At 62.3% G+C, this 23,416-nt stretch carries 19 protein-coding genes and 5 tRNA genes; 9 read left to right on the plus strand and 15 right to left on the minus strand.

Annotated features, from left to right (window positions below):
- Window positions 1-30: 30 nt before the first annotated feature.
- Window positions 31-1,455 carry a hypothetical protein gene (locus tag GEV39_RS17545; RefSeq protein WP_173890725.1) on the plus strand — a complete coding sequence of 475 codons (1,425 nt, stop codon included), beginning with the start codon at window positions 31-33 and terminating at the stop codon, window positions 1,453-1,455.
- A 51-nt stretch (window positions 1,456-1,506) separates the two neighbouring features.
- Here GEV39_RS17545 and GEV39_RS17550 read toward each other — a convergent pair whose 3' ends face one another.
- The 6 genes from GEV39_RS17550 to GEV39_RS17575 all read right to left on the minus strand — a co-directional run bounded on the left by GEV39_RS17550 (window position 1,507) and on the right by GEV39_RS17575 (window position 4,663).
- The gene (locus GEV39_RS17550; RefSeq protein ID WP_173890726.1) at window positions 1,507-3,960 is read right to left on the minus strand and encodes a hypothetical protein; all 2,454 of its coding nucleotides are present in this window, start codon (window positions 3,958-3,960) and stop codon (window positions 1,507-1,509) included.
- Window positions 3,961-4,134: 174 nt separating this feature from the next.
- Window positions 4,135-4,210 (minus strand) — tRNA-Gly (locus GEV39_RS17555).
- A 51-nt stretch (window positions 4,211-4,261) separates the two neighbouring features.
- Window positions 4,262-4,337 (minus strand) — tRNA-Gly (locus GEV39_RS17560).
- A gap of 3 nt (window positions 4,338-4,340) precedes the next feature.
- Window positions 4,341-4,416, minus strand: a tRNA-Glu gene (locus tag GEV39_RS17565).
- Between the two features lie 91 nt (window positions 4,417-4,507).
- A tRNA-Gly gene (locus GEV39_RS17570) sits at window positions 4,508-4,583 on the minus strand.
- Window positions 4,584-4,587: 4 nt separating this feature from the next.
- Window positions 4,588-4,663: transfer RNA gene (locus GEV39_RS17575), tRNA-Glu, on the minus strand.
- Window positions 4,664-4,930: 267 nt separating this feature from the next.
- Here GEV39_RS17575 and GEV39_RS17580 point away from each other — a divergent pair.
- Complete coding sequence (locus tag GEV39_RS17580; protein WP_173890727.1) at window positions 4,931-5,698, plus strand: hypothetical protein; 768 nt, start codon at window positions 4,931-4,933, stop codon at window positions 5,696-5,698.
- A gap of 137 nt (window positions 5,699-5,835) precedes the next feature.
- On the opposite strand, the gene msrC is transcribed toward GEV39_RS17580, so the two are convergent.
- Together msrC and GEV39_RS17590 are read right to left on the minus strand one after the other, a co-directional pair.
- Window positions 5,836-6,318 (minus strand): free L-methionine (R)-S-oxide reductase MsrC, encoded by a 483-nt coding sequence (gene msrC / locus GEV39_RS17585; protein WP_173890728.1) that lies wholly within the window; start codon window positions 6,316-6,318, stop codon window positions 5,836-5,838.
- The gene (locus GEV39_RS17590; RefSeq protein ID WP_173890729.1) at window positions 6,319-7,206 is read right to left on the minus strand and encodes an ATP-binding protein; all 888 of its coding nucleotides are present in this window, start codon (window positions 7,204-7,206) and stop codon (window positions 6,319-6,321) included. It abuts the gene before it with no gap.
- 176 nt (window positions 7,207-7,382) lie between these two features.
- On the opposite strand from GEV39_RS17590, the gene GEV39_RS17595 reads away from it, so the two are divergent.
- Window positions 7,383-9,740: a hybrid sensor histidine kinase/response regulator gene (locus GEV39_RS17595; protein ID WP_173890730.1), complete on the plus strand. Its 2,358-nt coding sequence runs from the start codon at window positions 7,383-7,385 to the stop codon at window positions 9,738-9,740.
- Here the strand turns inward: GEV39_RS17595 and GEV39_RS17600 are convergent.
- Window positions 9,730-10,218, minus strand: coding sequence for a glutathione peroxidase (locus GEV39_RS17600; RefSeq protein ID WP_173890731.1), 489 nt, complete (start codon window positions 10,216-10,218; stop codon window positions 9,730-9,732). The two genes, GEV39_RS17595 and GEV39_RS17600, sit on opposite strands and share 11 nt — an antisense overlap.
- 13 nt (window positions 10,219-10,231) lie before the next feature.
- Window positions 10,232-10,627 (minus strand): peptide-methionine (R)-S-oxide reductase MsrB, encoded by a 396-nt coding sequence (gene msrB / locus GEV39_RS17605; RefSeq protein WP_173890732.1) that lies wholly within the window; start codon window positions 10,625-10,627, stop codon window positions 10,232-10,234.
- Between the two features lie 167 nt (window positions 10,628-10,794).
- Between msrB and GEV39_RS17610 the strand changes: the two genes are divergently transcribed.
- Window positions 10,795-12,006 (plus strand): pyridoxal phosphate-dependent aminotransferase, encoded by a 1,212-nt coding sequence (locus GEV39_RS17610; RefSeq protein ID WP_173890733.1) that lies wholly within the window; start codon window positions 10,795-10,797, stop codon window positions 12,004-12,006.
- 390 nt (window positions 12,007-12,396) lie between these two features.
- On the opposite strand, the gene GEV39_RS17615 is transcribed toward GEV39_RS17610, so the two are convergent.
- A complete protein-coding gene (locus GEV39_RS17615) occupies window positions 12,397-13,455 on the minus strand; it encodes an IS110 family RNA-guided transposase (protein ID WP_173891654.1) in 1,059 nt (352 codons plus the stop codon).
- A 527-nt stretch (window positions 13,456-13,982) separates the two neighbouring features.
- On the opposite strand from GEV39_RS17615, the gene htpX reads away from it, so the two are divergent.
- Complete coding sequence (gene htpX, locus GEV39_RS17620) at window positions 13,983-14,870, plus strand: protease HtpX (RefSeq protein ID WP_047150248.1); 888 nt, start codon at window positions 13,983-13,985, stop codon at window positions 14,868-14,870.
- Between the two features lie 58 nt (window positions 14,871-14,928).
- On the opposite strand, the gene GEV39_RS17625 is transcribed toward htpX, so the two are convergent.
- Window positions 14,929-15,591 carry a thiopurine S-methyltransferase gene (locus GEV39_RS17625; protein ID WP_173890734.1) on the minus strand — a complete coding sequence of 221 codons (663 nt, stop codon included), beginning with the start codon at window positions 15,589-15,591 and terminating at the stop codon, window positions 14,929-14,931.
- 101 nt (window positions 15,592-15,692) lie between these two features.
- On the opposite strand from GEV39_RS17625, the gene GEV39_RS17630 reads away from it, so the two are divergent.
- Window positions 15,693-16,460, plus strand: a complete 768-nt coding sequence (locus GEV39_RS17630) for a DODA-type extradiol aromatic ring-opening family dioxygenase (RefSeq protein WP_173890735.1) — start codon at window positions 15,693-15,695, stop codon at window positions 16,458-16,460.
- A gap of 87 nt (window positions 16,461-16,547) precedes the next feature.
- Here GEV39_RS17630 and GEV39_RS17635 read toward each other — a convergent pair whose 3' ends face one another.
- Complete coding sequence (locus tag GEV39_RS17635) at window positions 16,548-18,227, minus strand: DEAD/DEAH box helicase (RefSeq protein ID WP_173890736.1); 1,680 nt, start codon at window positions 18,225-18,227, stop codon at window positions 16,548-16,550.
- 443 nt (window positions 18,228-18,670) lie between these two features.
- Window positions 18,671-19,426, minus strand: a complete 756-nt coding sequence (locus tag GEV39_RS17640; protein WP_173890737.1) for a spermidine synthase — start codon at window positions 19,424-19,426, stop codon at window positions 18,671-18,673.
- 115 nt (window positions 19,427-19,541) lie between these two features.
- Between GEV39_RS17640 and GEV39_RS17645 the strand changes: the two genes are divergently transcribed.
- Window positions 19,542-20,888 carry a class II 3-deoxy-7-phosphoheptulonate synthase gene (locus GEV39_RS17645; RefSeq protein WP_173890738.1) on the plus strand — a complete coding sequence of 449 codons (1,347 nt, stop codon included), beginning with the start codon at window positions 19,542-19,544 and terminating at the stop codon, window positions 20,886-20,888.
- 81 nt (window positions 20,889-20,969) lie between these two features.
- Here the strand turns inward: GEV39_RS17645 and GEV39_RS17650 are convergent, their stop codons facing one another.
- Window positions 20,970-21,719, minus strand: a complete 750-nt coding sequence (locus GEV39_RS17650) for a sulfite exporter TauE/SafE family protein (protein ID WP_029885627.1) — start codon at window positions 21,717-21,719, stop codon at window positions 20,970-20,972.
- A gap of 113 nt (window positions 21,720-21,832) precedes the next feature.
- On the opposite strand from GEV39_RS17650, the gene GEV39_RS17655 reads away from it, so the two are divergent.
- Both GEV39_RS17655 and GEV39_RS17660 read left to right on the plus strand, forming a co-directional pair.
- Window positions 21,833-22,786 carry a LysR family transcriptional regulator gene (locus GEV39_RS17655; RefSeq protein ID WP_173890739.1) on the plus strand — a complete coding sequence of 318 codons (954 nt, stop codon included), beginning with the start codon at window positions 21,833-21,835 and terminating at the stop codon, window positions 22,784-22,786.
- A 58-nt stretch (window positions 22,787-22,844) separates the two neighbouring features.
- The gene (locus GEV39_RS17660; protein ID WP_009685225.1) at window positions 22,845-23,300 is read left to right on the plus strand and encodes a MarR family winged helix-turn-helix transcriptional regulator; all 456 of its coding nucleotides are present in this window, start codon (window positions 22,845-22,847) and stop codon (window positions 23,298-23,300) included.
- Window positions 23,301-23,416 lie beyond the last annotated feature (116 nt).

A 23,416-nucleotide genomic window follows, 5' to 3' on the forward strand; every position in this document is an offset into this window, starting at 1 on the left:
GGCCCCCACGTAACATCAAGGAGAAACACCATGCGCCCAACGCCACTCGCACAACTCCCTCTTCCCACCATCCCGGCCCTGTTGCCGAACATTCCCGGTGGTCAACCCAACCTGCTACCGGTCAACGCACTGGCCGCGCCGCTGCGGGTCGAAGTGGTCATGTGGCTCAATTCAAAGCCAACCCCTGCAGCCCCAGAAACACTGAACCTGTATTGGAACAAGCAATGCGTCCACTCCAAAACCTGGGAGGCACCAATCGGGGAGGAAGAACTGTTCGTCGAAGTCCCTGTCGAGCATCTGGTGGAAGGCGAACATGAAGTGTTCTATGAGGTAGTGCTAGGTGACGGCAACCCAGCTTATTGCGAGCCACTGCCGATCACCATCGACCTGGCACCACCGGAGTTGCCGCAAGACAACGCGATCCACTTTCCGGAGGAAGTGATCCAGGATGGCGTCAGTGACCGCTACCTCAAGGCCCATGACGACCTGCTGCAGGGCAATATCGCACCCTACGACGATGCCGCGCCGGGCGATGTGGTGAAGATTTACTGGGGCGAGGCGCCCGACCCCAAAACCAGCACGGTCGTCGACCGTTACACCCTCACCCCGCAAGACCTAGGCCAGCCCCTGCGCGCCTGGATTTCCGGAACCGACATTCGCGACAGCGGCGAGGGCGGGCGCTGGGCCTGGTATGGGGTTCAAGACCGCGCCGGTAACCTGGAACACTTTTCCATACCAAAATCGCTGTACGCCCGCGCCACACCCCGAGGCCGGGTACTGCCAGCCCCCACGCTGGTCGAAGCCGAAGGCGGGGCGAGCCGAAGCATCTTGCGCCCGAATATGGCGACCCAGGGCGCCACCGTGCGGATACCGGACAGCGCCGACATCGGCCCTAACGAAAGCATCGAGGTATTCTGGGGCAAGCCGGGCGAAGAAGGTTCGTACAAGCCCCAGCCGCTGCAGCCCGATGCCCGCCTTTATCATGTGCCCCCTGAGTTCGTCGCCATTCATATTGGCAAGCGGATCGAGCTGTACTATGAACTCACCGAGAGGGAAACGGAGAAGTCGCCGGCCCACACCCTGACCGTGGACAACGTCGACCACCTGCCTACGCCGCAGAGCGATGCGATCGACGCTGGCATACTCAACCTCACCCGCCTGGGTACTGGCAAGGCCAGCCTGCATTCGGCCATCTGGCCGTTCATCGCAACTAGCCAGTTCATCAAGATCGAACTGTACGGGCGGAGCGCTGCCGATGGCTCGAATCTGCGCACCCAAATCGGCGAGAAGGCAGTCGTTAGCACGCAAGGCCGTATTGAACTGGGTGAGATCGACAAGGACAAACTGGCGCTCTATAAGCGCGACGAAACCCTGCGCATCGAGGCGTCGATCAGTTTCGACAACAAGAACAGCTGGCAGCCGATGCCGATCATCTTTCCATTGCTCGTGGACTGATGCCCCTTGGGCGATGGCCGGTCGGCCATCGCCCAAGGGCTTGGCGAGAACTTACAAACAACGCAATTGACGCAAGCCCTGCCCTACGACGACCTCGACCGATCCTGGCAAGGCACGCTGTTGCTCCGTCAATGGCAGGGGCAGAATGATGAAGCCGTCGAAGGTGCCGAGTGGACCTCCATCCACCTCGCAGGAGACCACCGCGTATCTGGACGCAGGGAGCGTTTCATCAACTTTGTAGAGCCCCGAGGCGTCCACGTCGCCGGGCCCCGCTATCACTTCCCACAGCCCACCCGTTATCGGATCGCCATTGAACCGGCTTTCGAGCTGAACGCTGCCCTCATTCATGGCGACCATCTGCACTTCGAGCAGCGGCTCACGATGCATGGCGATCTGATGGCAAACTCTGGTATTACCCGAGGTATCACTCACCGTGATCTGGTCCAGAACGTAGCTCGGCATTCTTTCACCATCTTTGGGCTCGTACGCCCTGTAGGTGGCGGACAGGCCATCGGCGGCGGGCTCGACGGAACCTGCCATCGCGTGCTCGGTCACCGACCAGCTGAGTTTGCCACCGGTCGTAAGTGTGCTCGCCAAGAGCTCCACTTCCTCTGTGTTGCTCGTTGCTTTCACTTGGGGGTTGACCTGCAAGACGTTGCGCATGATCGTCAGCAACGCAGTGGCCTTGGAACCGATTGCAGTCGCTGTGACGCGTACACGCGTGAATGCCCCCTCTATGAGTTCTGCCGGCGGTGCGGTATAGAGGCCATTCGAATCGATCGAACCCGCCTTCCCCATGCCGGGAATTGCCTCGACCGACCACCTAACAAATGCGGAAGCGGTGGAGAACTGATAAGACTCTCCAGCAGCCAGGATATGCTCGTAAGTATTCAGCTGCACCTGGGTGCGCGCGGGACTGATGTCTCCGAATGCCACCGCGTCATAGGGGGCCACGATGTCGGACACCCGTACCACTTCCCCGAAATTCATCGTCAGGACAGAACGGATGGGCTCTTCCATGGAGATCTTGATGGGGAGCAAATTCAACGCATCCCTTTCGATGCTTTTGGCGATCTCATGCAGGATGAGACCATCCTTCATGATCAAGCCAGCGATGGCCTTATGAACCGTAATAAGAAAGTCGCAGAAACGATCTAATTCCTTATCAGTCGGAGGTTCAAAAGTTCTGATCCGCCTAGAGCCTTTGACCCGTTGCGACCGACCGTTAGAAACCGTACTGGTAGAGGTATAGACGAGGTTAGCGGAATTTTTTTGACCTTTATAATATCCCGTTACTGTGGTATCAACGTGCACCGGTACTAAGGTTGTTAATCGTTCAACAAGATCAGGGCGATGCACCGCAGCATATACAACTGCGAACCCATACATCAGAAGAAACCAGGGATTCTCAAACCCCATGATAAGCACGTTAAAATCCTGCTTGACTGGCCATGAACAACAGACCCTGCCGTCGCGAGCCTCGAACTTCAATCCCTCAGCGGACACGTCTAGATTTTCGATTGCGTACCAGATGTTGACGTACCGATCCTGATAACCAAACTCTTCCGGAACTGGCATCTCAACGTAGTAAGGTGTTTCAGCCAAGGCTAGAACACCGCCGCTTACCTCAAGCCCAGATGGAAACCCATTATTGTCATAGTTCGTCTTGAATGTGCCGCCTGATATGACTTTCGGCAGCTCATGGCCCAATGCAGGTATTGAGAAATATCGCGTATCCATCATGACCGTCGCGGTATGGTCATCGGCTACCAGATACCGGAAGTCAGACCCTGGGGTGGGTTCGTCGCCGTTATAACGGGCGTTCTCCATCCTGACCAAGCCGAGCACACCCCCCTCGCTGCCCTCCCCCGCAGACTGTGTACGCATGATGAACGACTGTGGATGCATCAGCTCGTGCTCACCCCGCTGAATGCGCCCCAGCAGAAAACGCCGTTGCGCGTCGGGTAAAGACTCGAACAGCTCCTTGAAGACAAGCCCCCCCAGCGAGTTCTCATAAGACTCGTCGGTGAACGTCAACGTGAAATCACTGCTGTGCTTCAGATCCAACAGCAACTCGCCGCCATCACTGACAAGCCCAGGAACATCCGACAACTCCAGGTGCAGCTTCAGCACCGGCCCCTGAAGCGGGTCGATCCATTCGATCTCCCGAACCTGCCACTGGCCGTTGATTTTCTTTTTACTCAGTAAGTTACCGCCGATAACTCGCAGGGTCATGTCAGCCTTGGAGTTGTCCAGGGCTGCCGTTTCGAACGAGACTCTCGGGGTGTCGAGCACGAAACTTTCAAATCGGTACTGCCAGTCGTTACTGGCCGAAGAGACCATCCCACAGATCGGTGGAAAGTAAGATTCATCGGAAAAACGACGGATGTATTCCTGGAGCAAAAAGCGGTTGAGCGTCGCGCGATCGAATGCTGCGATCATTCCCCACTTGAGTAACCGACTGTCCATCGCCATCCAGTCAATAAGTTCGCTCTTGCTGGCCATGTCAGACCTCCTGATGATAGGTGCGCAGGCAGTCAAGCCCTGCTGTCAGAGTGACCGGAGCAGGTTCGCATGGGAGCAAGGAGGGGGGTACTGACAGTTTTATCAGTAGCGATGCGCCTGTTTTTCACCCAGGCACAACGAAGAATGCCACTCGAAAGAGTGGCATTCTTGATTTGGAGCGGAAAACGAGACTCGAACTCGCGACCCCGACCTTGGCAAGGTCGTGCTCTACCAACTGAGCTATTCCCGCATATTTGAAGCAGACCGTACCGTTTTGCTGAACGCCACAGCCTTGGAAGACTGGAGCGGGAAACGAGACTCGAACTCGCGACCCCGACCTTGGCAAGGTCGTGCTCTACCAACTGAGCTATTCCCGCAAATGGCGTCCCCTAGGGGACTCGAACCCCTGTTACCGCCGTGAAAGGGCGGTGTCCTAGGCCACTAGACGAAGGGGACACACGACACTTTTCAGTGCACCAGAACAGAACCTCACGATTCAGCCTGGATTTTCTTTTCCTGCCCCGCCATCAGGCGCTGCCGGAGAAACTGGAGCGGGAAACGAGACTCGAACTCGCGACCCCGACCTTGGCAAGGTCGTGCTCTACCAACTGAGCTATTCCCGCAATTTGGCGTCCCCTAGGGGACTCGAACCCCTGTTACCGCCGTGAAAGGGCGGTGTCCTAGGCCACTAGACGAAGGGGACACGCTGCTGGCATCGCTGCCTGCTTTCACTCCCTGCCGCGTTTCGCTGTGTGCTTTACGCTGCAAGTGGCGCGCATTCTATGGATGCTTGATACAGGCGTCAACCCCTTTGTAGAAATTTATTTAAATCAATGACTTCCGGGTGGGTTGGGGTGCAGATGCGGGCTGGCTTGTCGATATAGAGAACGGGTTTGCCTGTGCCGCTATTCGCTCCCAGGCAAACTCACTACACTCAACGCTGTAATTCTTCTTCAATGAGGCATTAACGGTGACACCACTTCTGATCACCCTGCTCATCGTAGCGGGTATCGCGTTGCTGATCGTGATCGGCTACCTCAACAATGTGGTCGAGAACGGCAAGCTGGAGCGCGCCCGCCTGAAGATCGAACTGGCCGACCGCCTGCGCCGCTGCGGCGAAATCACCGAGACCTTCCCGGGCCAGTTCATGACCCCGGCGCTGAAGCTGCTGCTGACCCGCCTGGAGCTCAACATCAACCAGCGCCAGCTGGCGCTGGACAAGCACAATGCCCAGTCGAAGGCACGCATGGCCGAGCTGGAAGGGCTGATCGCCCTGGGTGAAAAGATCCCGGTGAACAACCCGCCCAACCCCATTCAGACCGAGGTCAAGGCCAAGGATGTGCGCTTCTTGCTGGAGGCACTGCACAACCAGGTCACCCGGGCCGCGCAGGAGGGCTTCCTGCCCGCGCCGGAGGCCAAGCACTGGGTCAAGGAAATCCGCCACATTCTGGTGCTGCTGCATATCGAGTTCTTCAACAACCTCGGCCAGCAGGCCCTGCAGAAAGGCCAGCCAGGCCAGGCCCGCCTGGCATTCGAGCGGGGGGTGCAGTACCTGCGCAAGCAGCCGGAGCCGAAGGTGTATGAAGAGCAGCTGACGTACCTGGAGAAACTGCTGGGCCGGGCCAACGCCCAGGTGCTGGACCAGATGGAACCGGCCGAAGACGAACACAACGAACTGACCGAAGGGCTCAAGACCGATGAAGACGAGACCTGGAAGAAGAAGGTGATGTACGACTGATCCGGAATTTGTTGTGGATTTGATGGCCCTATCGCCGGCAAGCCAGTCCCACAGGTTACTGCACAGGTCTTCGAGCCTGCGGTTACCTTGTGGGGGCTGGCTTGCCGGCGATAGGGCCAGCCCAGGCAACACAACAATCAGCAGTCAGTCAGCTCCAGGAAGATCGCCGCCAGGCGCTCCAGCCCCACCTGGTCCGCCTCGCTGAATCGCGCCAGCTTCGGGCTGTCCAGGTCCAGCACACCAATCAACCTTCCCTCCTTCACCAGCGGGATAACCAGTTCGCTGTTGGACGCACTGTCACAGGCAATGTGCCCCGCAAACGCATGCACGTCTTCCACCCGCTGGGTCTTGCGGGTAGCCGCCGCTGCTCCGCACACGCCCCTGCCGAACGGAATACGCACGCACGCCACCTGGCCCTGGAACGGCCCAAGCACCAGTTGCTCATCGCGGTTGAGGTAGAACCCCGCCCAGTTCAGGTCGTCCACCTGGTTATAGAGGAACGCCGAAAACTGCGCGGCATTGGCGATGAAGTCACGTTCGTCGGCAAACAGCGCCTGCACTTGCGCCGCCAGCAGGTGGTAGCCGTCGAGGCCGACGCCACTGGCATTGAGGTCGATCATTTACTTTTGCTCCAGCAATTGCAGCCCGACCCAGTAGCGAGCGAACTGATAGGCACAACGGCCATTACGGTTACCGCGGCCGGTAGCCCAGCGCACGGCGAGAATTTCCAGCGCTTCGTCACGCTGCCAGGCCAGCCCGGCCGGGGCCGCCAGCTGGCCGATCCAATGCTCGACCACGTCAAGGAAGTGCGCCTGGGTGAACGGGTAGAACGACAGCCACAGGCCAAAGCGGTCGGACAGCGCGATCTTGTCCTCCACCGCTTCATTGGGGTGCAGCTCGCCGTCGACCCTCTTCCAGTTTTCGTTGTCGCTCTGCTTTTCCGGCACCAGGTGGCGGCGGTTGGAAGTGGCGTACAGCAGGACATTGTCCGGTGCCTGCTCGAGTGAGCCATCGAGCACGCTCTTGAGCACCCGGTAGTCGCCCTCCCCGGCCTCGAACGACAAGTCGTCGCAGAACAGGATGAAGCGCTGCGGCAGCTTCTGCAGTTGCTCGACCACGCGCGGCAGGTCGGCCAGGTGGTCGCGTTCGATTTCGATCAGGCGCAAACCGGCGCTGGCGTGCTCGGCCAGCAGCGCACGCACCAGCGACGACTTGCCGGTGCCGCGTGAGCCCCACAGCAGCGCATGGTTGGCCGGCAGGCCGTTGATGAACTGGTGGGTGTTGCGGCCCAGCTGGTCACGCTGTTTGTCGACGCCAATCAGGTCGGTCAGGCGGATGTCCAGGCTGACTTCCAATGGCAGCAAGTAACCGCTGCGGCCATCGCGCTGCCAGCGGGCAGCCAGGGTGGTGGCCCAGTCGATGTGCGGGCGCGGGGCCGGCAGCAGGGGTTCGAGGCGCGCCAGTACCGATTCGGCGCGGTCCAGGAAAGCGATCAAGCGAGCGTCCATGACGACTCCTAGCAATTTCAGTTTTTGGGGGCCGCTGCGCGCCCCTTCGCGGGCTTGCCCGCTCCTACAGGGATTGTGTTAGGCCTGGGGGCCCGCGAAGGGGCGCAAGGCGGCCCCCGCTTGGCGATCAACTGAAATGAACAGACAGACCCACCAGTAGCCGGGGATGATCGGCTATGCTTGCGCAGCGCAAGGAACGGGAAACCAGCTCGGGACTCATGGATATCAAGTTCACCAATCGCCTGTCATACAAGCAAGCCCGGTTGACAGTCCTGGTCGGCTTCATCCTGGGAACCTTGCTCAGTCTCATCCAGATCGGCATCGATTATGCCAGCGAAGACGCATCCATCAACCGTGAAGTGCGGGCCTTGCTGCAAATCAGCCACAACCCGGCCTCGCGGATCGCCTACAACATAGACTCGGAACTGGCCCTGGAACTGACCCGCGGCCTGCTGCAGTCGCCGGCGGTGTTCCGCGCACGGCTGATCGACAACAACCAGACGGTCCTGGCCGATGTCGAGCGCCCACGCCAGCAAGACCGCCTGCGGCCACTGAGCGACTTCCTGTTCGGCGAACAGCGCCAATTACGGGAACGCCTGTACCTTACCCATATGCCCGAGGAATACCTTGGCACCCTGTACCTGGACGTCGACACCTTCGCCTTCGGCAGCCGCTTTCTCGACCGCGCCGGCATCACCCTGCTCAACGGCTTTGCCCGCAGCCTGGTGCTGACAGGCCTGCTGCTGGCCCTGTTCTACCTGATGCTGACCAAGCCACTGGTCACCGTGATCAGTGCGCTCAGCGGCAGTGACCCGCGTAAACCCCGGCAAACCCGCCTGGAGTGCCCGCACGGCCATGAGCTTGATGAAATCGGCGTGCTGGTGAAGGTCGCCAACCAGCAGTTCGTCAGCATGGCCACGGAAATTGAGCAGCGGCGTACTGCGGAAAACCGACTGACCCAATACCTCAACGAGCTGGAAGACATCGTCTCGGCACGTACCAACGAGCTGAAGGCCAGCAACAGCAGCTTGAGCCTGACCAACCAGGAACTGGAACAGGCCCGCCGGCGGGCGCTGGACATGGCCCAGGCCCGCGCCGCCTTCCTTGCCAACATGAGCCACGAAATCCGCACCCCGCTCAACGGCATGCTCGGCATGATCGCCCTGGCGCTGGATAACCCGTTGCCCAGCGAGCAACGCCAGCAACTGGCGATTGCCCACGACTCGGGCAAGGTGCTGGTCGAACTGCTGAACGATATTCTCGACCTGTCCAAGTTCGACGCCGGCCAGCTGGAACTGGAGCGCATTGCCTTCGACATGGGCTCGATGGTCGAAGACACCGCCAACCTGCTGTCGCAGAACACCGCGCAAAGCGTGGAGCTGACCTGCCTGATCGCCAGCGACTTCCCCAGCAGCGTGCTGGGTGACCCCACGCGGGTGCGGCAGATCGTCAGCAACCTGCTGTCCAATGCCTTGAAGTTCACCCGCTTCGGCCGCGTCGATGTGCGCCTGGAGCGCCTTGTCGGCGGCGTACGCCTGCAAGTGCGCGACACGGGCATCGGCATCCCCGAAGAGGCCCAGGTGCGCATTTTCCAGCCCTTCACCCAGGCCGGCGCCGGCATCACCCGCCAGTACGGTGGCACCGGCCTGGGCCTGGCCCTGACCCACAACCTGTGCGAAGCCATGAAGGGCCACCTGCACATAAGCTCCGAAGCGGGCTTTGGCAGTTGCTTCACCGCTGAGCTGCCGCTGGCCGCACACACCGAAGCCATCCCGCCACAGCCCCTGCAGGGCCGCGTGGCCGCCCTGAGTGCGGCGGGCAGCGGGCTGCACGAGCTACTGCAGGCCTTGTTGCCCGCCTGGGGCTTGAGCTACCAGCGGCATGACAGCCGTACCACCCTGCAGGCCACCGCGTTCGACCTGTTGATCACCGATGACGTGGACCACCTGGTCGAACTGCGCCCGGCCCTGCAAGCGCCGATCCTGCTGGTTACCGCCTACGGCAACTTTCTCTCCCAGGAGCAGGCGCTGGCCCTGGCACCGCTGCACCAGCTGGCCCGCCCGCTGGCGCGCAACGCCTTGTACCAGACCCTGCGCCGAACCTTGCAAGGCCATGAGCCGGAACACCCACTGGCCACGCCGCCCGTGACCCAGGGCGAAGGCCGCGCGCGCATTCTGTTGGTAGAAGACAACCCGGTGAACCAGCTGGTGGCCAAGGGGATGCTGGCCAAGCTCGGTTGCCAGGTCGAACTGGCAACCCAGGGCGCCGAGGCCCTGGCGATGCTGGAACGGCAAGGCTTCGACCTGGTGCTGATGGACTGCAACATGCCGGTGATGGACGGCTACGAGGCCAGCCGGCGCATTCGCCAGAGCGGCCGCTGGCCGCACCTGCCCATCGTCGCCCTCACCGCCAACGCCATGCCCGAAGAGCGCGAGCGCTGCCGGGCCGCGGGCATGAACGACTACCTGGCCAAACCGTTCCGCCGCGAAGAGCTACTGGCGCTGGTCGACCACTGGGTGCCGCTTAGCGGCTGAGCAGGCGCTCGATGTCCGCTTCCAGTGCCTGCGGCTTGGTGAAAGGCGCGTAACGCGTGACCTGGCCACTGGCCGGGTCGAGCAGGAACTTGGTGAAGTTCCACTTGACCTTCTGCGAGCCGAGCAAGCCTGGGGCACGCTGCTTCAGCTCGACATACAACGGGTGGGTGCCGGGGCCGTTGACGTCCACCTTGCGGAACAATGGGAAGCTCACGCCGAAATTGCGCTCGCAGAACTGGGCAATGTCCCGCGCCTCGCCAGGCTCCTGCTTGCCGAACTGGTTGCACGGAAAGCCCAGCACTACCAGGCCACGCCCGCGGTAGGCCTGCCACAGTTGCTCCAGCCCCTTGTACTGGGGGGTAAACCCGCACTGGCTGGCAGTATTGACCACCAGCAGCGCCTTGCCGGGGAAGTCGCCGAGGGTCTTGTGCTCGCCGCCCAGGGTCACGCAGGGGATGTCCAGTATCGATCCAGCCATGGTCGGGCTCCGGTCAGTCGCGCGGGCGCAAGTCGATGCACACCGAGTTGATGCAGTAGCGCAGGCCTGTCGGTGGCGGGCCGTCGGGGAACACGTGGCCCAGGTGCGCATCGCAACGGGCACAGGTGACTTCGGTACGGATCATGCCGTGGGAGGTGTCGCGGATCTCGATCATCGCGCTGTCTTCGATCGGCGCGTAGAAGCTCGGCCAGCCACAGCCGGAATCGAACTTGGTCTGGGCGTCGAACAACGCCAGGCCGCAGCAGATGCAATGGTAGATGCCGTCGCGGCGCTCGCTGTTGTACTTGCCGCTGAACGGCCGTTCGGTGCCCTTCAGGCGGCAGACCTGGTACTGCTCGGGGTCGAGCATCGACCGCCATTCTTCCAGGGTTTTCTCGATCTTTTTCATGCAGGAACCTCGGCGGGCTGAATTTCACCCCACGCCGTCTTTTCCAGGGCGCGGGCGGCACGTATATTAGGTGGCTTCGTGTGCCAGGCGTTCAGTCTGGCATCCGCTTGCTGCCCTTTCAAACCTTTCGGCGGGGCGTAGCGCGTATTCTCAATCGGGATCCCATCATGCAGTTCAGCAAATCGAACAAGCTCGCCAATGTCTGCTATGACATTCGCGGCCCAGTGCTCAAGCACGCCAAGCGCCTGGAAGAGGAAGGCCACCGCATCCTCAAGCTGAACATCGGCAACCCAGCGCCCTTCGGTTTCGAGGCGCCCGACGAAATTCTCCAGGATGTGATCCGCAACCTGCCTACCGCGCAGGGCTACAGCGACTCCAAGGGCCTGTTCAGTGCGCGCAAGGCGGTGATGCAGTACTGCCAGCAGAAAGAGATCGAAGGCGTCACCATCGAGGACATCTACCTCGGCAACGGTGTCTCCGAGCTGATCGTGATGTCGATGCAGGCGTTGCTCAACAACGGTGACGAGGTGCTGATCCCGGCGCCCGATTACCCACTGTGGACCGCTGCCGTGAGCCTGGCCGGCGGCAAGCCGGTGCACTACCTGTGCGACGAGCAGGCCGACTGGTTCCCCGACCTGGAGGACATCAAGGCCAAGATCACCCCGAACACCAAGGCCCTGGTGATCATCAACCCGAACAACCCGACGGGCGCGGTGTACTCCAGGGAGTTGCTGCTGGGCATGCTGGCGCTGGCCCGCCAGCACAACCTGGTGGTGTTCTCCGACGAGATCTACGACAAGATCCTGTACGACGAAGCCGTGCACATCAGCACCGCCTCGCTGGCACCAGACCTGCTGTGCCTGACCTTCAACGGCCTGTCCAAGTCGTACCGGGTGGCGGGCTTCCGCTCTGGCTGGCTGATCATTTCCGGGCCCAAGCACCATGCGCAAAGCTACATCGAAGGCATCGACATGCTGGCCAACATGCGCCTGTGTGCCAACGTGCCGGCGCAGCATGCCATCCAGACTGCGCTGGGTGGTTACCAGAGCATCAATGACCTGGTGCTGCCACCCGGGCGCCTGCTGGAGCAGCGCAACCGCACCTACGAGCTGCTGAACGACATCCCTGGGGTGAGCTGCGTGAAGCCGATGGGTGCGCTGTATGCGTTCCCGCGGATCGACCCGAAGGTGTGCCCGATCCTCAATGACGAGAAGTTCGCCCTTGACCTGCTGCTGTCGGAGAAGCTGCTGATCGTTCAGGGTACCGCGTTCAACTGGCCGTGGCCGGACCACTTCCGCGTGGTGACCTTGCCGCGGGTGGATGACTTGGAAGCGGCGATTGGGCGGATCGGCAATTTCCTGAAGGGTTATTCGCAGTAGGGTTCGACGGGGGGGGGTGGGGGTTTCGAGAGGTTCGACGCGGGGGCGCGGGAGGCCACGAGAGGTTCGACGTGGGGGTGGTGGTGGGGCGCAGATCGAGCGCCGCCCGCGCGGCGCTTCGCGGGTAAACCCGCTCCTATGTATGGACTCGCCCACACTGTCTAGCTGCTTTTGAACATAGGAACCCGGTTGCATCTATGTATCAGGCCTATTCGAGGAAGCTTTTTGCTTCTGGCCACCATCGTGGTGAGCTCGCAGAGTGCCGTTTACATTGAGGCCACTAACAGGCCTGTAGGAGCGGAGGCATCAATCTGCGACGGTCTTACCAAGGGTCGATGTTCACTAGCAGGGGTTGGAGCGCTTAGCGCCCCGGTGGCATTACTCGGTTGGTCAGAGGCTCATAGCCGCCTCCGGCTTGCTGTTCGGTTTGCGTTGATAAACCTGATCGCTCTGCAATAGCGCCCAGATGATGCGCAGATTCCGATTAGCCAGTCTGATCGCCGCCTCCTTGCGTCCAAGGCGAGACAGCCAGCGTAAGAGGCGGCGATCGTCTGGCTGATCGGAATCAGGCTTTAGCTGACTCAAGACAGCATGCGCGCCCTGAATCATCAGGCTGCGTATGTAGCCATCACCTCGTTTGCTCATCCTGCCCAATCTGACCTTGTTTCCGCTGCTGTGCTGGTCGGGCACGATGCCGAAGAAGGCTGAATACATTCGGCCACTGGCGAAACGGCTGGGCTCTGTCTGCTTCGCGACAATCGCGGTGGCGGTGATGGCGCCGACGCCACGAATGGTGATCAGTCTCTGCGCAACCTTGTCCTCGCGAGCTGTCGCTTCCAGCCGCTTACTCAACCGGGCGATGCGCTCACCCAGGGACAGCCAGTCAGCCAACAGCTCATCGAGCAGCTCGCGCAACAAGTCTGGCAAAGGCAAAGAAGCATCCTCCAGGCACCGCGGCACATGCTTGATGATCGCTGCATCGCCCTGCGGCATGGATACGCCGTGCTCAAGCAGCAAGCCACGCATCTGATTACCCAAGGCTGTATGCCGCTTGATGCTGCCGCGCCGAACACGGTGCAGGGCCTGGATGGCCAATGCTGCGGTGCTCTTGATGGGTATCGCCGCGATGCTGCTATCTCGGCCGGCACGCAAAATGGCATGGGTGTCGTTGCGGTCGTTCTTTGCACCGCTGCGGTGTTCGGCAACGCGCTGCGCAGGAAGAATACGCACTGGGTTACCTTGGGTCTGCAACAGCCTTGCCCAGGCTTGTGCACCAGGGCCGCACTCCATCAAGACGGCCATTGTGGAGGGCAATCTGATCAGGAAATCGTGGAAAGCTTGCCGCGATTTAATGCGATCTTCGTAGATAACCCTGCCAGTAGCATCCTCACCTGCCAATTGAAAGACCTGTTTGGCCAGGTCGATCGCAATGGTGGTGCAAGATTCCACATCAGTGGAAGACAGAGAAGCTTGCTTGGAACTATGCTTTTTCATGGTCTCGCCCTCGCTGCCGTTGGCTTCTTCGAACGCCACCGTGGCACTGTGATGCCTCGGCGGGGGCGAGTCCATCGATTACGTTTGTTTCGGGCCAATTATGCCTGTGGGATTTGCGCGCGAACGCCCTGGCGCATGGCTCGATATCGCGTCGTACAAACAAGGCCATCGCGCGCGCCTGGCACAGGATGGACTGGCCCGAAACAAACGTAGGAGCGGGTTTACCCGCGAAGCGCCGCGCGGGCGGCGCTCGATCTCACAGGCGCCACCCCCCTTGCGGCAAACACCCAGTGGCCTTGAGGCAACCCCCAAGCCACCTGTTTCTTACATCCTGCAACGCTCTATCCCACTGCCCCCGCATCATCCTCTGCCATACTCCGCCGTACACAGTTTGAAATAGTCCCCCGATTGAAACGGCACCCCAGGCCCCTTATATACCCCGCAGTAAGCGACAATTCATCCGTCAGGAGAACGTAACAACCATGATGCGCATTCTGTTGTTTGTAGCCACCAACCTCGCGGTGGTGCTGGTTGCAAGCATTACCCTGAGCCTGTTCGGTTTCAACGGGTTCATGGCCGCCAACGGGGTCGACCTGAACCTCAGCAGCCTGCTGGTGTTCTGCGCCGTGTTCGGCTTCGCCGGCTCCCTCGTCTCGCTGTTCATCTCCAAGTGGATGGCGAAGATGACCACCGGCACCCAGATCATCACCCAGCCGCGCACCCGCCACGAGCAGTGGCTGTTGCAAACGGTCGAGGAGCTGTCTCGGGAAGCGGGCATCAAAATGCCTGAAGTGGGCATTTTTCCTGCCTACGAGGCGAACGCCTTCGCCACCGGCTGGAACCGTAACGACGCACTGGTAGCGGTGTCCCAGGGCTTGCTGGAGCGTTTCTCGCCCGACGAAGTGCGGGCGGTACTGGCCCACGAAATCGGCCACGTGGCCAACGGCGACATGGTCACCTTGGCGCTGGTCCAGGGCGTGGTGAACACCTTCGTGATGTTCTTCGCCCGGATCATCGGTAATTTTGTCGACAAGGTCATCTTCAAGAACGAAGAAGGCCAGGGCATCGCCTACTACGTGGCAACCATCGTTGCCGAGCTGGTATTGGGCATCCTGGCCAGCATGATCGTCATGTGGTTCTCGCGCCGCCGCGAATACCGCGCCGACGAAGCAGGTGCACAGCTGGCCGGCACTTCGGCGATGATCGGCGCCCTACAGCGCCTGCGGGTAGAACAAGGCCTGCCGGTGCACATGCCGGACACGCTCAAGGCCTTCGGCATCAACGGCGGCCTCAAGCACGGCCTGGCCGGCTTGCTGATGAGCCACCCGCCGCTGGAAGACCGTATCGAGGCCCTGCGCCGTCGCGGTTGATCCAACAGGCAAGCAAGGGCGACTTCGGTCGCCCTTTTTTGTGCCTGCCTGTGCAGGCTTACCCGCGCAAGGGCCGGCAGACCCGGTACACCCGCTCCAACACACTGGATGCCCCGGCCTGCAGAAACTTCGGACTTTCCCCGAGCACCTGCGCCTGCTCCAGTTCAACCACCTGCCAGCCCGCAAAGCCCTGCCTCAGCTCCTCATCCGCCACCGAAAACGGCGGCCCGGCCAGCAGCGACTGGTCGTAATCCAAGGTCACCACCAAGCCACGGCACCCGGCTGGCAACAACGCCGAAAGTGCCTGCGTGTAGCGCATACGCATGGGCGGCGGCAGGGCAATCAGCGCCGCGCGGTCGTACAGGCCCGCGCAGTCGCTGACATCCTCTGCCTGCAGGGCAAAGAAGTCCCCACACCACAGCTCCACGTCGCCACTGCGCCATACTTCAAAGTCGCCACGCGGCTGCACCTCGGCCTCAAGCTCATGCTCGCGGAAGAAACCCTCCACGGCCCGCCGCGAAAGCTCCACGCCCAACACCCGGTGCCCCTGCCCGGCCAACCAGGCCAGATCGAGGCTTTTGCCGCACAGTGGCACCAGCACGCGGCTGCCGGGCACCTGCTGCAATCCTGGCCAGTACCGCTGCAGATACGGGTTCACCTGCGCCTGGTGGAAGCCGATCTGGTTGTCGGCCCACCGTTGCTGCCAGAATGATGGTTCCATGAACACTCCCGATTTTTTGATGGTTTGCCAGTAAAAGTTGGTTTGGATTTCGATCTTTAGTTGATCGAAGATGAGTGCATCTTAACCTTCAGGACCCCGCCATGCTGCCCAGCCTGTTCATTTCCCACGGCTCCCCCATGCTTGCCCTGCAACCCGGCGCCAGCGGCCCGGCGCTGGCCGGGCTGGCCCACGCACTGCCGCGGCCGAACGCCATTGTGATGGTGTCGGCGCACTGGGAAAGCCGCGAGCTGCTGATCACCGGCGGCGCACATCCAGAAACCTGGCATGACTTCTACGGCTTCCCACCAGCCTTGTATGCGGTGCAGTACCCAGCGCCCGGTGCCCCTGCCCTCGCCAGCCGGGTCGGCGAGCTGCTGCAGGGCGCCGGGCTGGCCGCGCGCCTCGACCCGCAGCGGCCGTTCGACCATGGCGCCTGGGTGCCGTTGTCATTGATGTACCCCGATGCGAGCATCCCGGTGGTGCAGGTTTCGCTGCCCACCCAGATGGGCCCGGCGCTGCAAGTGAAGGTTGGCCAGGCACTGGCGGGGCTACGCCAGGAGGGCGTGCTGCTGGTGGGTTCGGGCAGCATTACCCACAACCTGGGCGAGCTGGACTGGCATGCCGGGCCCGACGTGATCGAGCCGTGGGCATTGGCGTTTCGGGATTGGGTAGTGGAAAAACTGCGGGATGATGACCGGGAGGGGTTGCTGGCTTATCGGCAACAGGCGCCGTTTGCGGTGCGCAACCACCCGAGCGATGAGCATTTGTTGCCGCTGTTTTTCGCCCTTGGGGCGGGGGGGCAGTTTGGCGTTGTGCACCAAGGCTTTACCTTGGGGGCGCTGGGGATGGACATCTACCGGTTCGACTGACGATTGCCGGGGGCTGCCGCGCAACCCCACAATGGCACAGGCAAAAAAATCCCCAGCCAAGGCCGGGGATTTTTCATTGCGCCAGGATCAATCCTCGCGGTAGCGGCGCAGCTTCAGCTGCTTGCCGGCCACGCGGGTGTCCTTGAGCTTGGACAGCAGCTTCTCGAGGCCATCTTCCGGCAGCTCGACCAGGCTGAAGCTGTCGCGGACCTGGATACGACCGATCGCGTCACGCGCCAGGCCACCCTCGTTGAGGATCGCGCCCAGCAGGTTCTTGGCGGCGATGCCGTCACGGGCACCCAGGGCGGTACGGCAACGCACGCGGCCTTCGGCCAGCGGCAGCGGCGCACGACGCTCGCGGTCGCCGCGGTCAGGGCGCTCGCTGCGCTCACCACGTTCGGCACGCTCACCACGCGGGGCGAAGCTCGGCACCAGCGGCTGCTCACGCTCTACCGCCGCCAGGTCCAGCGCCTGGCCGTTGGTGGCCTTGCGCAGCAGGGCCGAGGCCAGGGCACGAGCGCTGCAACCCAAGTCGTTGGTCAGGCGGTCAAACAGGTCACCATGGGTGGCTTCAGCCTCGGCAACCAGTGGCGCCAGGCTGTTGGTCAGCTTCTTGATGCGCGCATCAAGCACCGCCTGGGCGTTCGGCAGGCGCGCTTCGGCAACCTTCTGCCCGGTTACACGCTCGATCACCTGCAGCATGCGGCGCTCACGTGGCGTGACCAGCAGCAGCGCACGGCCTTCGCGACCGGCACGGCCGGTACGGCCGATACGGTGCACGTAGGACTCCGGGTCGTACGGCATGTCAACGTTGAATACGTGAGTGATGCGCGGTACGTCCAGGCCACGGGCCGCCACGTCGGTGGCGACAACGATGTCCAGGCGGCCATCCTTGAGCGAGTCGATCACGCGCTCACGCTGGTTCTGGGCGATGTCGCCGTTCAGCGCAGCAGCCTTGTAGCCCTTGGCTTCCAGCGCGGCGGCCAGGTCCAGGGTGGCTTGCTTGGTGCGCACGAAGGCGATCAGCGCGTCGAACTCTTCCACTTCCAGCAGACGCAGTACAGCCGGGATCTTCTGGTCGGCGTGGACCATCAGGTGGGCCTGATCGATCGCGGTAACGGTCTGGGTCTTGCTCTGAATTTTGACGTGCTTCGGTTCGCGCAGGTGGCGTTCAGCGATCGAACGGATCGACGACGGCAGGGTGGCGGAGAACAGCACGGTCTGGCGGGTAGCAGGGATGGCGTCGAAGATCACTTCGAGGTCGTCCATGAAGCCCAGCTTGAGCATCTCGTCGGCTTCGTCCAGTACCAGGTACTGCACGGTCGACAGGACTTTTTCGTCGCGACGCAGGTGGTCGCACAGACGGCCCGGGGTGGCGACGACGATTTGCGCGCCGTTGCGGATGGCGCGCAGCTGTGGGCCCATTGGGGCACCACCGTACACGGCAACCACGTTCACGCCTGGCATCTGCTTGGCGTAGGTTTCGAAAGCGGTAGCAACTTGCAGCGCCAACTCACGGGTTGGCGCCAGGATCAGGGCTTGCGGTTCGCGCTTGCTCACATCGATCTTGTTGAGGATCGGCAGGGCGAAGGCAGCGGTCTTGCCGGTGCCAGTCTGCGCCTGGCCGATCATGTCATGACCGGCGAGGATGATCGGGATAGATTGCTGCTGAATGGCGGACGGCTCTTCATAGCCGGTAGCCACTACGGCAGCAACGATATTCGGGTTGAGATCGAGAGCGGCGAAGCCGCCGGTTTCCTGGGTCATGGGTCTGCCTCTAGGTGCATCCGCAAAGACCCATGCTCCAAAGCTGCACATGCCTTGAAAGACCGTCAGGTCACCCAGGCAGCTTTGGCGGCGGGGATTTGCGAAAACGATTGAAAAAGAAAACTTGGGAAGGTCCGCCTAGCGGACGTGCAGCCGAAGCTGGACTCGGAGGATTTGCACCACCTGATTTTGAGGTCCGCTAAAAGACCGGCGCGTACTATACCTGAAATGTACGGTTAGGTGAGGAATATTTTCAGGGGCTGAAACGATAATCCCTGACGCTGCCACGTTCCCCGTAGGAGCGGCCTTGTGTCGCGAAAGGGCCGCAGGGCGGCCCCGGCAATATCCGCTGCGAAGCTGAAAATGTGGGGCCGCTGCGCGCCCCTTTCGCGACACAAGGCCGCTCCTACAGGGATCGCCACGGCTACGGCCGCACCTGCCATTCAGGTAGCCGGCCGAATCTCGCGGATCAAACCCTCGAGGCTGTAGCCCAACCGTGGCGCCAGCGCCTGCGCCCGGGCCCGCAAGCCTTCCATGTCCAGGGTCTGCTCCAGATCCGCCGGCACGAGCAGAATCACATTGCCCTCCTTCACCGGCAGTTCCCAGTAATGGCGGTGGTACAAGCCGCGCAGCAACGCAGCCCCCAGCGGCTTGCCATCATCGGTGGCCCACTGGTTGATCACCAACCAGCCGCCCGGGTTGAGTTGTTGCTGGCAGCTCGCCAGGAAGTTCCACGCCAGGTGCCCGACCCCCGGCCCATGGTCGGTGTACAGGTCAACGAACAACAGGTCGGCCTTTTCTGCGCTGGGCAGCAGCTCCAGGGCATCGCCAATGCGCACGTACAGCCGCGGGTCGTCGTCCAGGCCCAGGTACTGCATGGCCAGGCGCGGGACGTCCGGGCGCAGCTCGATGGCTTCGATATCGTCCAGCGCCAGGAACTTCATGCAGGCCTGGGTCAGCGTGCCCGCCCCAAGGCCCAGGAACAGCGCGCTTTCCGGCTGTTCATGGCACAACGCGCCGACCAGCATGGCGCGGGTGTAGTCGTACTCCAACCAGCTGGGGTCGGCGGTGAACACGCAGCTTTGCTCGATGGCATCGCCGAATTCCAGAAAGCGGTAGTCGTCCACTTCGTACACGCTGATGACGCCAAAGGCATCTTCCACCCGCGCCAGTAGCCGCTCTTGCCGTTGCGCCGTCATGCCTGCACCCGCCCGCACAAAAACGCGCATTGTCCGCCAACACCCCCGATGCAACAAGCGCAGCGCCAACTGTTACCATGGTCTCCAGCCGACAACCGACAAGACCGAGCCTGACATGAACCAACCGTGGAGCCCCGACAGCTGGCGCGCCCTTCCGATCCAGCAGCAACCGACCTACCCCGATGCCGCGCACCTGCTGAAGGTCGAACAGACCCTGGCCAGCTACCCGCCGCTGGTGTTCGCCGGCGAAGCGCGCGAACTGCGACGGCAGTTTGCCGAAGTGACCGAAGGCCGCGCGTTCCTGCTGCAAGGCGGCGACTGCGCCGAGAGCTTCGCCGAGTTTTCAGCGGCAAAAATCCGCGACACCTTCAAGGTGCTGCTGCAAATGGCCATCGTCATGACGTTTGCCGCGGGCTGCCCGGTGGTCAAGGTCGGGCGCATGGCCGGGCAGTTCGCCAAGCCCCGCTCGGCGGGCGATGAAACCATCGGCAACGTCACCCTGCCGGCCTACCGGGGCGACATCGTCAACGGCATCGGTTTCGACGCCAAGAGCCGCATCCCCGACCCGGAGCGTCTGCTGCAGGCCTACCACCAGGCCACCGCCAGCCTCAACCTGCTGCGGGCCTTCGCCCAGGGCGGTTTTGCCGACCTGCACCAAGTGCACAAGTGGAACCTGGACTTCATTGCCAACTCGGCGCTGGCCGACAAGTACCACCAGTTGGCCAACCGCATCGACGAAACCCTGGCGTTCATGCGTGCCTGCGGCCTGGACAGCGCGCCGCAGTTGCGTGAAACCAGCTTCTTCACCGCCCACGAAGCGCTGCTGCTGAACTATGAAGAGGCCTTCGTGCGCCAGGACAGCCTGACCGGCGACTACTACGACTGCTCGGCGCACATGCTGTGGATCGGCGACCGCACTCGCCAGCTGGACGGCGCCCATGTCGAGTTCCTGCGCGGGGTGCACAACCCGATCGGGGTCAAGGTCGGCCCCAGCATGAACCCCGAGGAGCTGCTCCGCCTGATCGACACCCTCAACCCCGCCAACGACCCAGGGCGCCTGAACCTGATCGTACGCATGGGGGCGGGCAAGGTTGGCGACCACCTGCCAGGGCTGATCCGCTGCGTAGAGCGCGAGGGGCGCAAGGTGCTGTGGAGCTCCGACCCCATGCACGGCAATACCATCAAGGCCAGCAGTGGCTACAAGACCCGTGATTTTGCGCAGATCCTCGACGAGGTGAAGCAGTTCTTCCAGGTGCACCAGGCCGAAGGCAGTCATGCCGGCGGCATTCATATCGAGATGACCGGGCAGAATGTGACCGAGTGCATCGGTGGCGCACGGCCAATCACCGAAGATACCCTGTCAGACCGGTATCACACCCACTGCGACCCCCGGATGAATGCCGACCAGTCGCTGGAGCTGGCGTTCCTGATTGCAGAAACACTGAAGCAAGTGCGGCGCTGACCCTCGGCGCCATACTCCCTCGGCCTGGTGCCGCGAAGCGCCGCCTGCGCGGCGCTCGCCCCCACCGGCGCGGTCAAACGCTCAAAGCTCGAACCCGAGCATCACCGCACACACAACCAGGAACACGCAGAACATCGCCCGTAACACCTTCTCTGGCAGCGCATGGGCCAGCTTCACCCCCCAGCTGATACTGAGCAGGCCGCCCACCGCCAACGGCAACCCTACCCCCCAGTCAACACTGTGATGCACGCCATAGGTCACCAGAGTCACCAGGGTGCTCGGCGCCGCCAATGCCAGCGACAGCCCTTGGGCCACCACCTGGGTAGTGCCGAACACACTGGTCAGGATCGGTGTGGCTACCACGGCGCCACCCACCCCGAACAACCCGCCCATGGTACCGGCAAAGCTGCCCAGCACCCCCAGCCAAGGCCAGGCATAACGCAGTTCGGCACTGGCTGGCGCCACTTTCATGAACATCCGCGCCACGTTCCACACCGCCAGCGCCACCAAAAAGCCGACAAAGCCCAGGCGCATGGAATGCGCATCCAGCCCCACGGCCCAGATCGAACCCAGCCAGGCAAACACGAAACTGCACAAGGACAGCGGCACGGCGTGGCGCAACTCGATGCGGTTGCGCTGGTGATAACGCCACAACGCCAGCAACACATTCGGCACCACCATGACCAGCGCAGTGCCCTGTGCCAGTTGCTGGTCCAGGCCGAACAGCACGCCCAGCGCCGGGATCGCGATCAGCCCACCGCCTATGCCGAACAGCCCCCCCATGGTGCCCAGGGCAGCGCCCAGCACGATATACAGCAACCACTCGATCATCAGGGCCTCGTTCGCCAGCAAAGTTGATAGCGGCATGCTAACCAGTGTGCGCTGGCGGGGAAACGCACAGCAGCGCACAATGGCTGTGCGTATTGTGCAAAAGCAAGGCAACCATGAGCCCCGATACCCTCACCGAGCAGCTAAGCCTGTTCCTGGACGTGCTGCAAAGCGGCAGTTTTTCTGCCGCCGCTCGCCGCTACCCGCTGACCCCGTCTGCGGTGGCGCGGCGCATTGACGCCCTGGAAAGCGCCGTTGGCAGCCGCCTCTTCACCCGCAGCACCCATGCCGTGCGCGCCACCCCGGCGGGCCACGCCTTTGCCGAGCGTGCCAGGCGCATCATCGAGGAACTGCGCCTGGCCCGTGCCGAGGCGGTGTCGCTGAGCAATGCACCGGAAGGGCTGATCCGCATCGACGCCCCCGCCGCGTTCGGCCGCCGCCACCTGGCCCCGGCCATTGCCGACTTCCTGCTGGCCTACCCGGGCCTGGACGTGCAGCTGCGCCTGATCGACAGCTTTGTCGACCTGCATGGCAGCCACCTGGGCGAAGTGGACCTGGTGTTGCGTGCCGGCCCGTTGGCCGATACCCGCCTGGTCGCCACGCCACTGGCCTACATGGTGCGCATCGCCTGCGCCAGCCCCACCTACTTGGCCAGCCGCGGCATCCCCGACTGCCCCAGCGAACTGCCCGGCCATGACGGCCTGGACTGGGACGGCCTGGCACCGCCGTATGCGTGGCGTTTCGAGGTAGCGGGGCAAACCCGCCTGTACCGCCCGGCCCGCATGCGCATGGCGGCCAACAACGCCGAAACCCTGTTGTTCGGCGCGCTGGCGGGGCTGGGCATCGCCCACCTGCCCACCTGGCTGATCAGCGAGTACCTGCTGCGCGGCGAACTGGTGCCACTGTTTTGTGACGCAGGCCTGCCCCAGGCTGAAAGCAGCGGCATTTACGCGCTACGCCTGGAACATGAAACGAACTCTCGCAGCCGTTTGCTGCTCGAATTTCTCAAGAGCCGCTTCAGTCCGATTCCACCCTGGGACCTGGCCCTGCGCAGCGGACTGCGCGAGTGATGCGTGCAGTGACGCGCAACGTGCCAGGATTTCCCATTGATTACCTTCAAGGACGTGCATGAACGCCGACACCCAAGCTTCCTGTGACGAGCTGCTGCTGGACAACCAGGTCTGTTTCGCCCTGCATTCCACCTCGTTGCTGATGACCAAGGTCTACAAACCACTGCTGCAGGCCCTGGGCCTGACGTACCCGCAATACCTGGCCATGCTCGTGCTGTGGGAGCATGACGGCCTGACCGTGGGTGAAATCAGCCAGCATCTGCTGACCGACCCGGGCTCGCTGACCCCGCTGCTCAAGCGCCTGGAAAGCGAAGGCCTGTTACAGCGCAACCGCAGCCGCGAGGACGAACGGGTGGTGCTGGTGCAACTCACCGACAAAGGCCGCGCCCTGCAGCAGCGGGCCAAGGAAGTGCCACAGTGCATCCTCAAGGCCAGCGGTCGCAGCCTTGAGCAGTTGCAGCAGTTGCAGGCCGAGTTGCTGGACCTGCGCGAGAACCTGCAGAAAAACCTTTAGCGGCTATGCTGGGCAATGGCCGTTCGGCTGAGCGGTGAATATTTATCTTGCGCGCTAACTAATTGCGCGCTAATTTAAATTCCACACCAACCCGCGTCCTCCCGCCAACGGGGGCG

The organism is Pseudomonas sp. NY5710, assembly GCF_013305665.1.
Lineage (GTDB): Bacteria > Pseudomonadota > Gammaproteobacteria > Pseudomonadales > Pseudomonadaceae > Aquipseudomonas > Aquipseudomonas juntendi.

Excerpts from the sequence above, each read along its gene's own strand:
- GEV39_RS17545 (WP_173890725.1), top strand. The coding sequence starts at position 31 with ATGCGCCCAACGCCACTCGCACAACTCCCTCTTCCCACCATCCCGGCC.
- GEV39_RS17550 (WP_173890726.1), bottom strand. The coding sequence starts at position 3,960 with ATGGCCAGCAAGAGCGAACTTATTGACTGGATGGCGATGGACAGTCGG.
- msrC (WP_173890728.1), bottom strand. The coding sequence starts at position 6,318 with ATGATCGACCTCAATGCCAGTGGCGTCGGCCTCGACGGCTACCACCTG.
- GEV39_RS17590 (WP_173890729.1), bottom strand. The coding sequence starts at position 7,206 with ATGGACGCTCGCTTGATCGCTTTCCTGGACCGCGCCGAATCGGTACTG.
- GEV39_RS17595 (WP_173890730.1), top strand. The coding sequence starts at position 7,383 with ATGCTTGCGCAGCGCAAGGAACGGGAAACCAGCTCGGGACTCATGGAT.
- GEV39_RS17600 (WP_173890731.1), bottom strand. The coding sequence starts at position 10,218 with ATGGCTGGATCGATACTGGACATCCCCTGCGTGACCCTGGGCGGCGAG.
- msrB (WP_173890732.1), bottom strand. The coding sequence starts at position 10,627 with ATGAAAAAGATCGAGAAAACCCTGGAAGAATGGCGGTCGATGCTCGAC.
- GEV39_RS17610 (WP_173890733.1), top strand. The coding sequence starts at position 10,795 with ATGCAGTTCAGCAAATCGAACAAGCTCGCCAATGTCTGCTATGACATT.
- htpX (WP_047150248.1), top strand. The coding sequence starts at position 13,983 with ATGATGCGCATTCTGTTGTTTGTAGCCACCAACCTCGCGGTGGTGCTG.
- GEV39_RS17625 (WP_173890734.1), bottom strand. The coding sequence starts at position 15,591 with ATGGAACCATCATTCTGGCAGCAACGGTGGGCCGACAACCAGATCGGC.
- GEV39_RS17630 (WP_173890735.1), top strand. The coding sequence starts at position 15,693 with ATGCTGCCCAGCCTGTTCATTTCCCACGGCTCCCCCATGCTTGCCCTG.
- GEV39_RS17635 (WP_173890736.1), bottom strand. The coding sequence starts at position 18,227 with ATGACCCAGGAAACCGGCGGCTTCGCCGCTCTCGATCTCAACCCGAAT.
- GEV39_RS17640 (WP_173890737.1), bottom strand. The coding sequence starts at position 19,426 with ATGACGGCGCAACGGCAAGAGCGGCTACTGGCGCGGGTGGAAGATGCC.
- GEV39_RS17645 (WP_173890738.1), top strand. The coding sequence starts at position 19,542 with ATGAACCAACCGTGGAGCCCCGACAGCTGGCGCGCCCTTCCGATCCAG.
- GEV39_RS17650 (WP_029885627.1), bottom strand. The coding sequence starts at position 21,719 with ATGATCGAGTGGTTGCTGTATATCGTGCTGGGCGCTGCCCTGGGCACC.
- GEV39_RS17655 (WP_173890739.1), top strand. The coding sequence starts at position 21,833 with ATGAGCCCCGATACCCTCACCGAGCAGCTAAGCCTGTTCCTGGACGTG.
- GEV39_RS17660 (WP_009685225.1), top strand. The coding sequence starts at position 22,845 with ATGAACGCCGACACCCAAGCTTCCTGTGACGAGCTGCTGCTGGACAAC.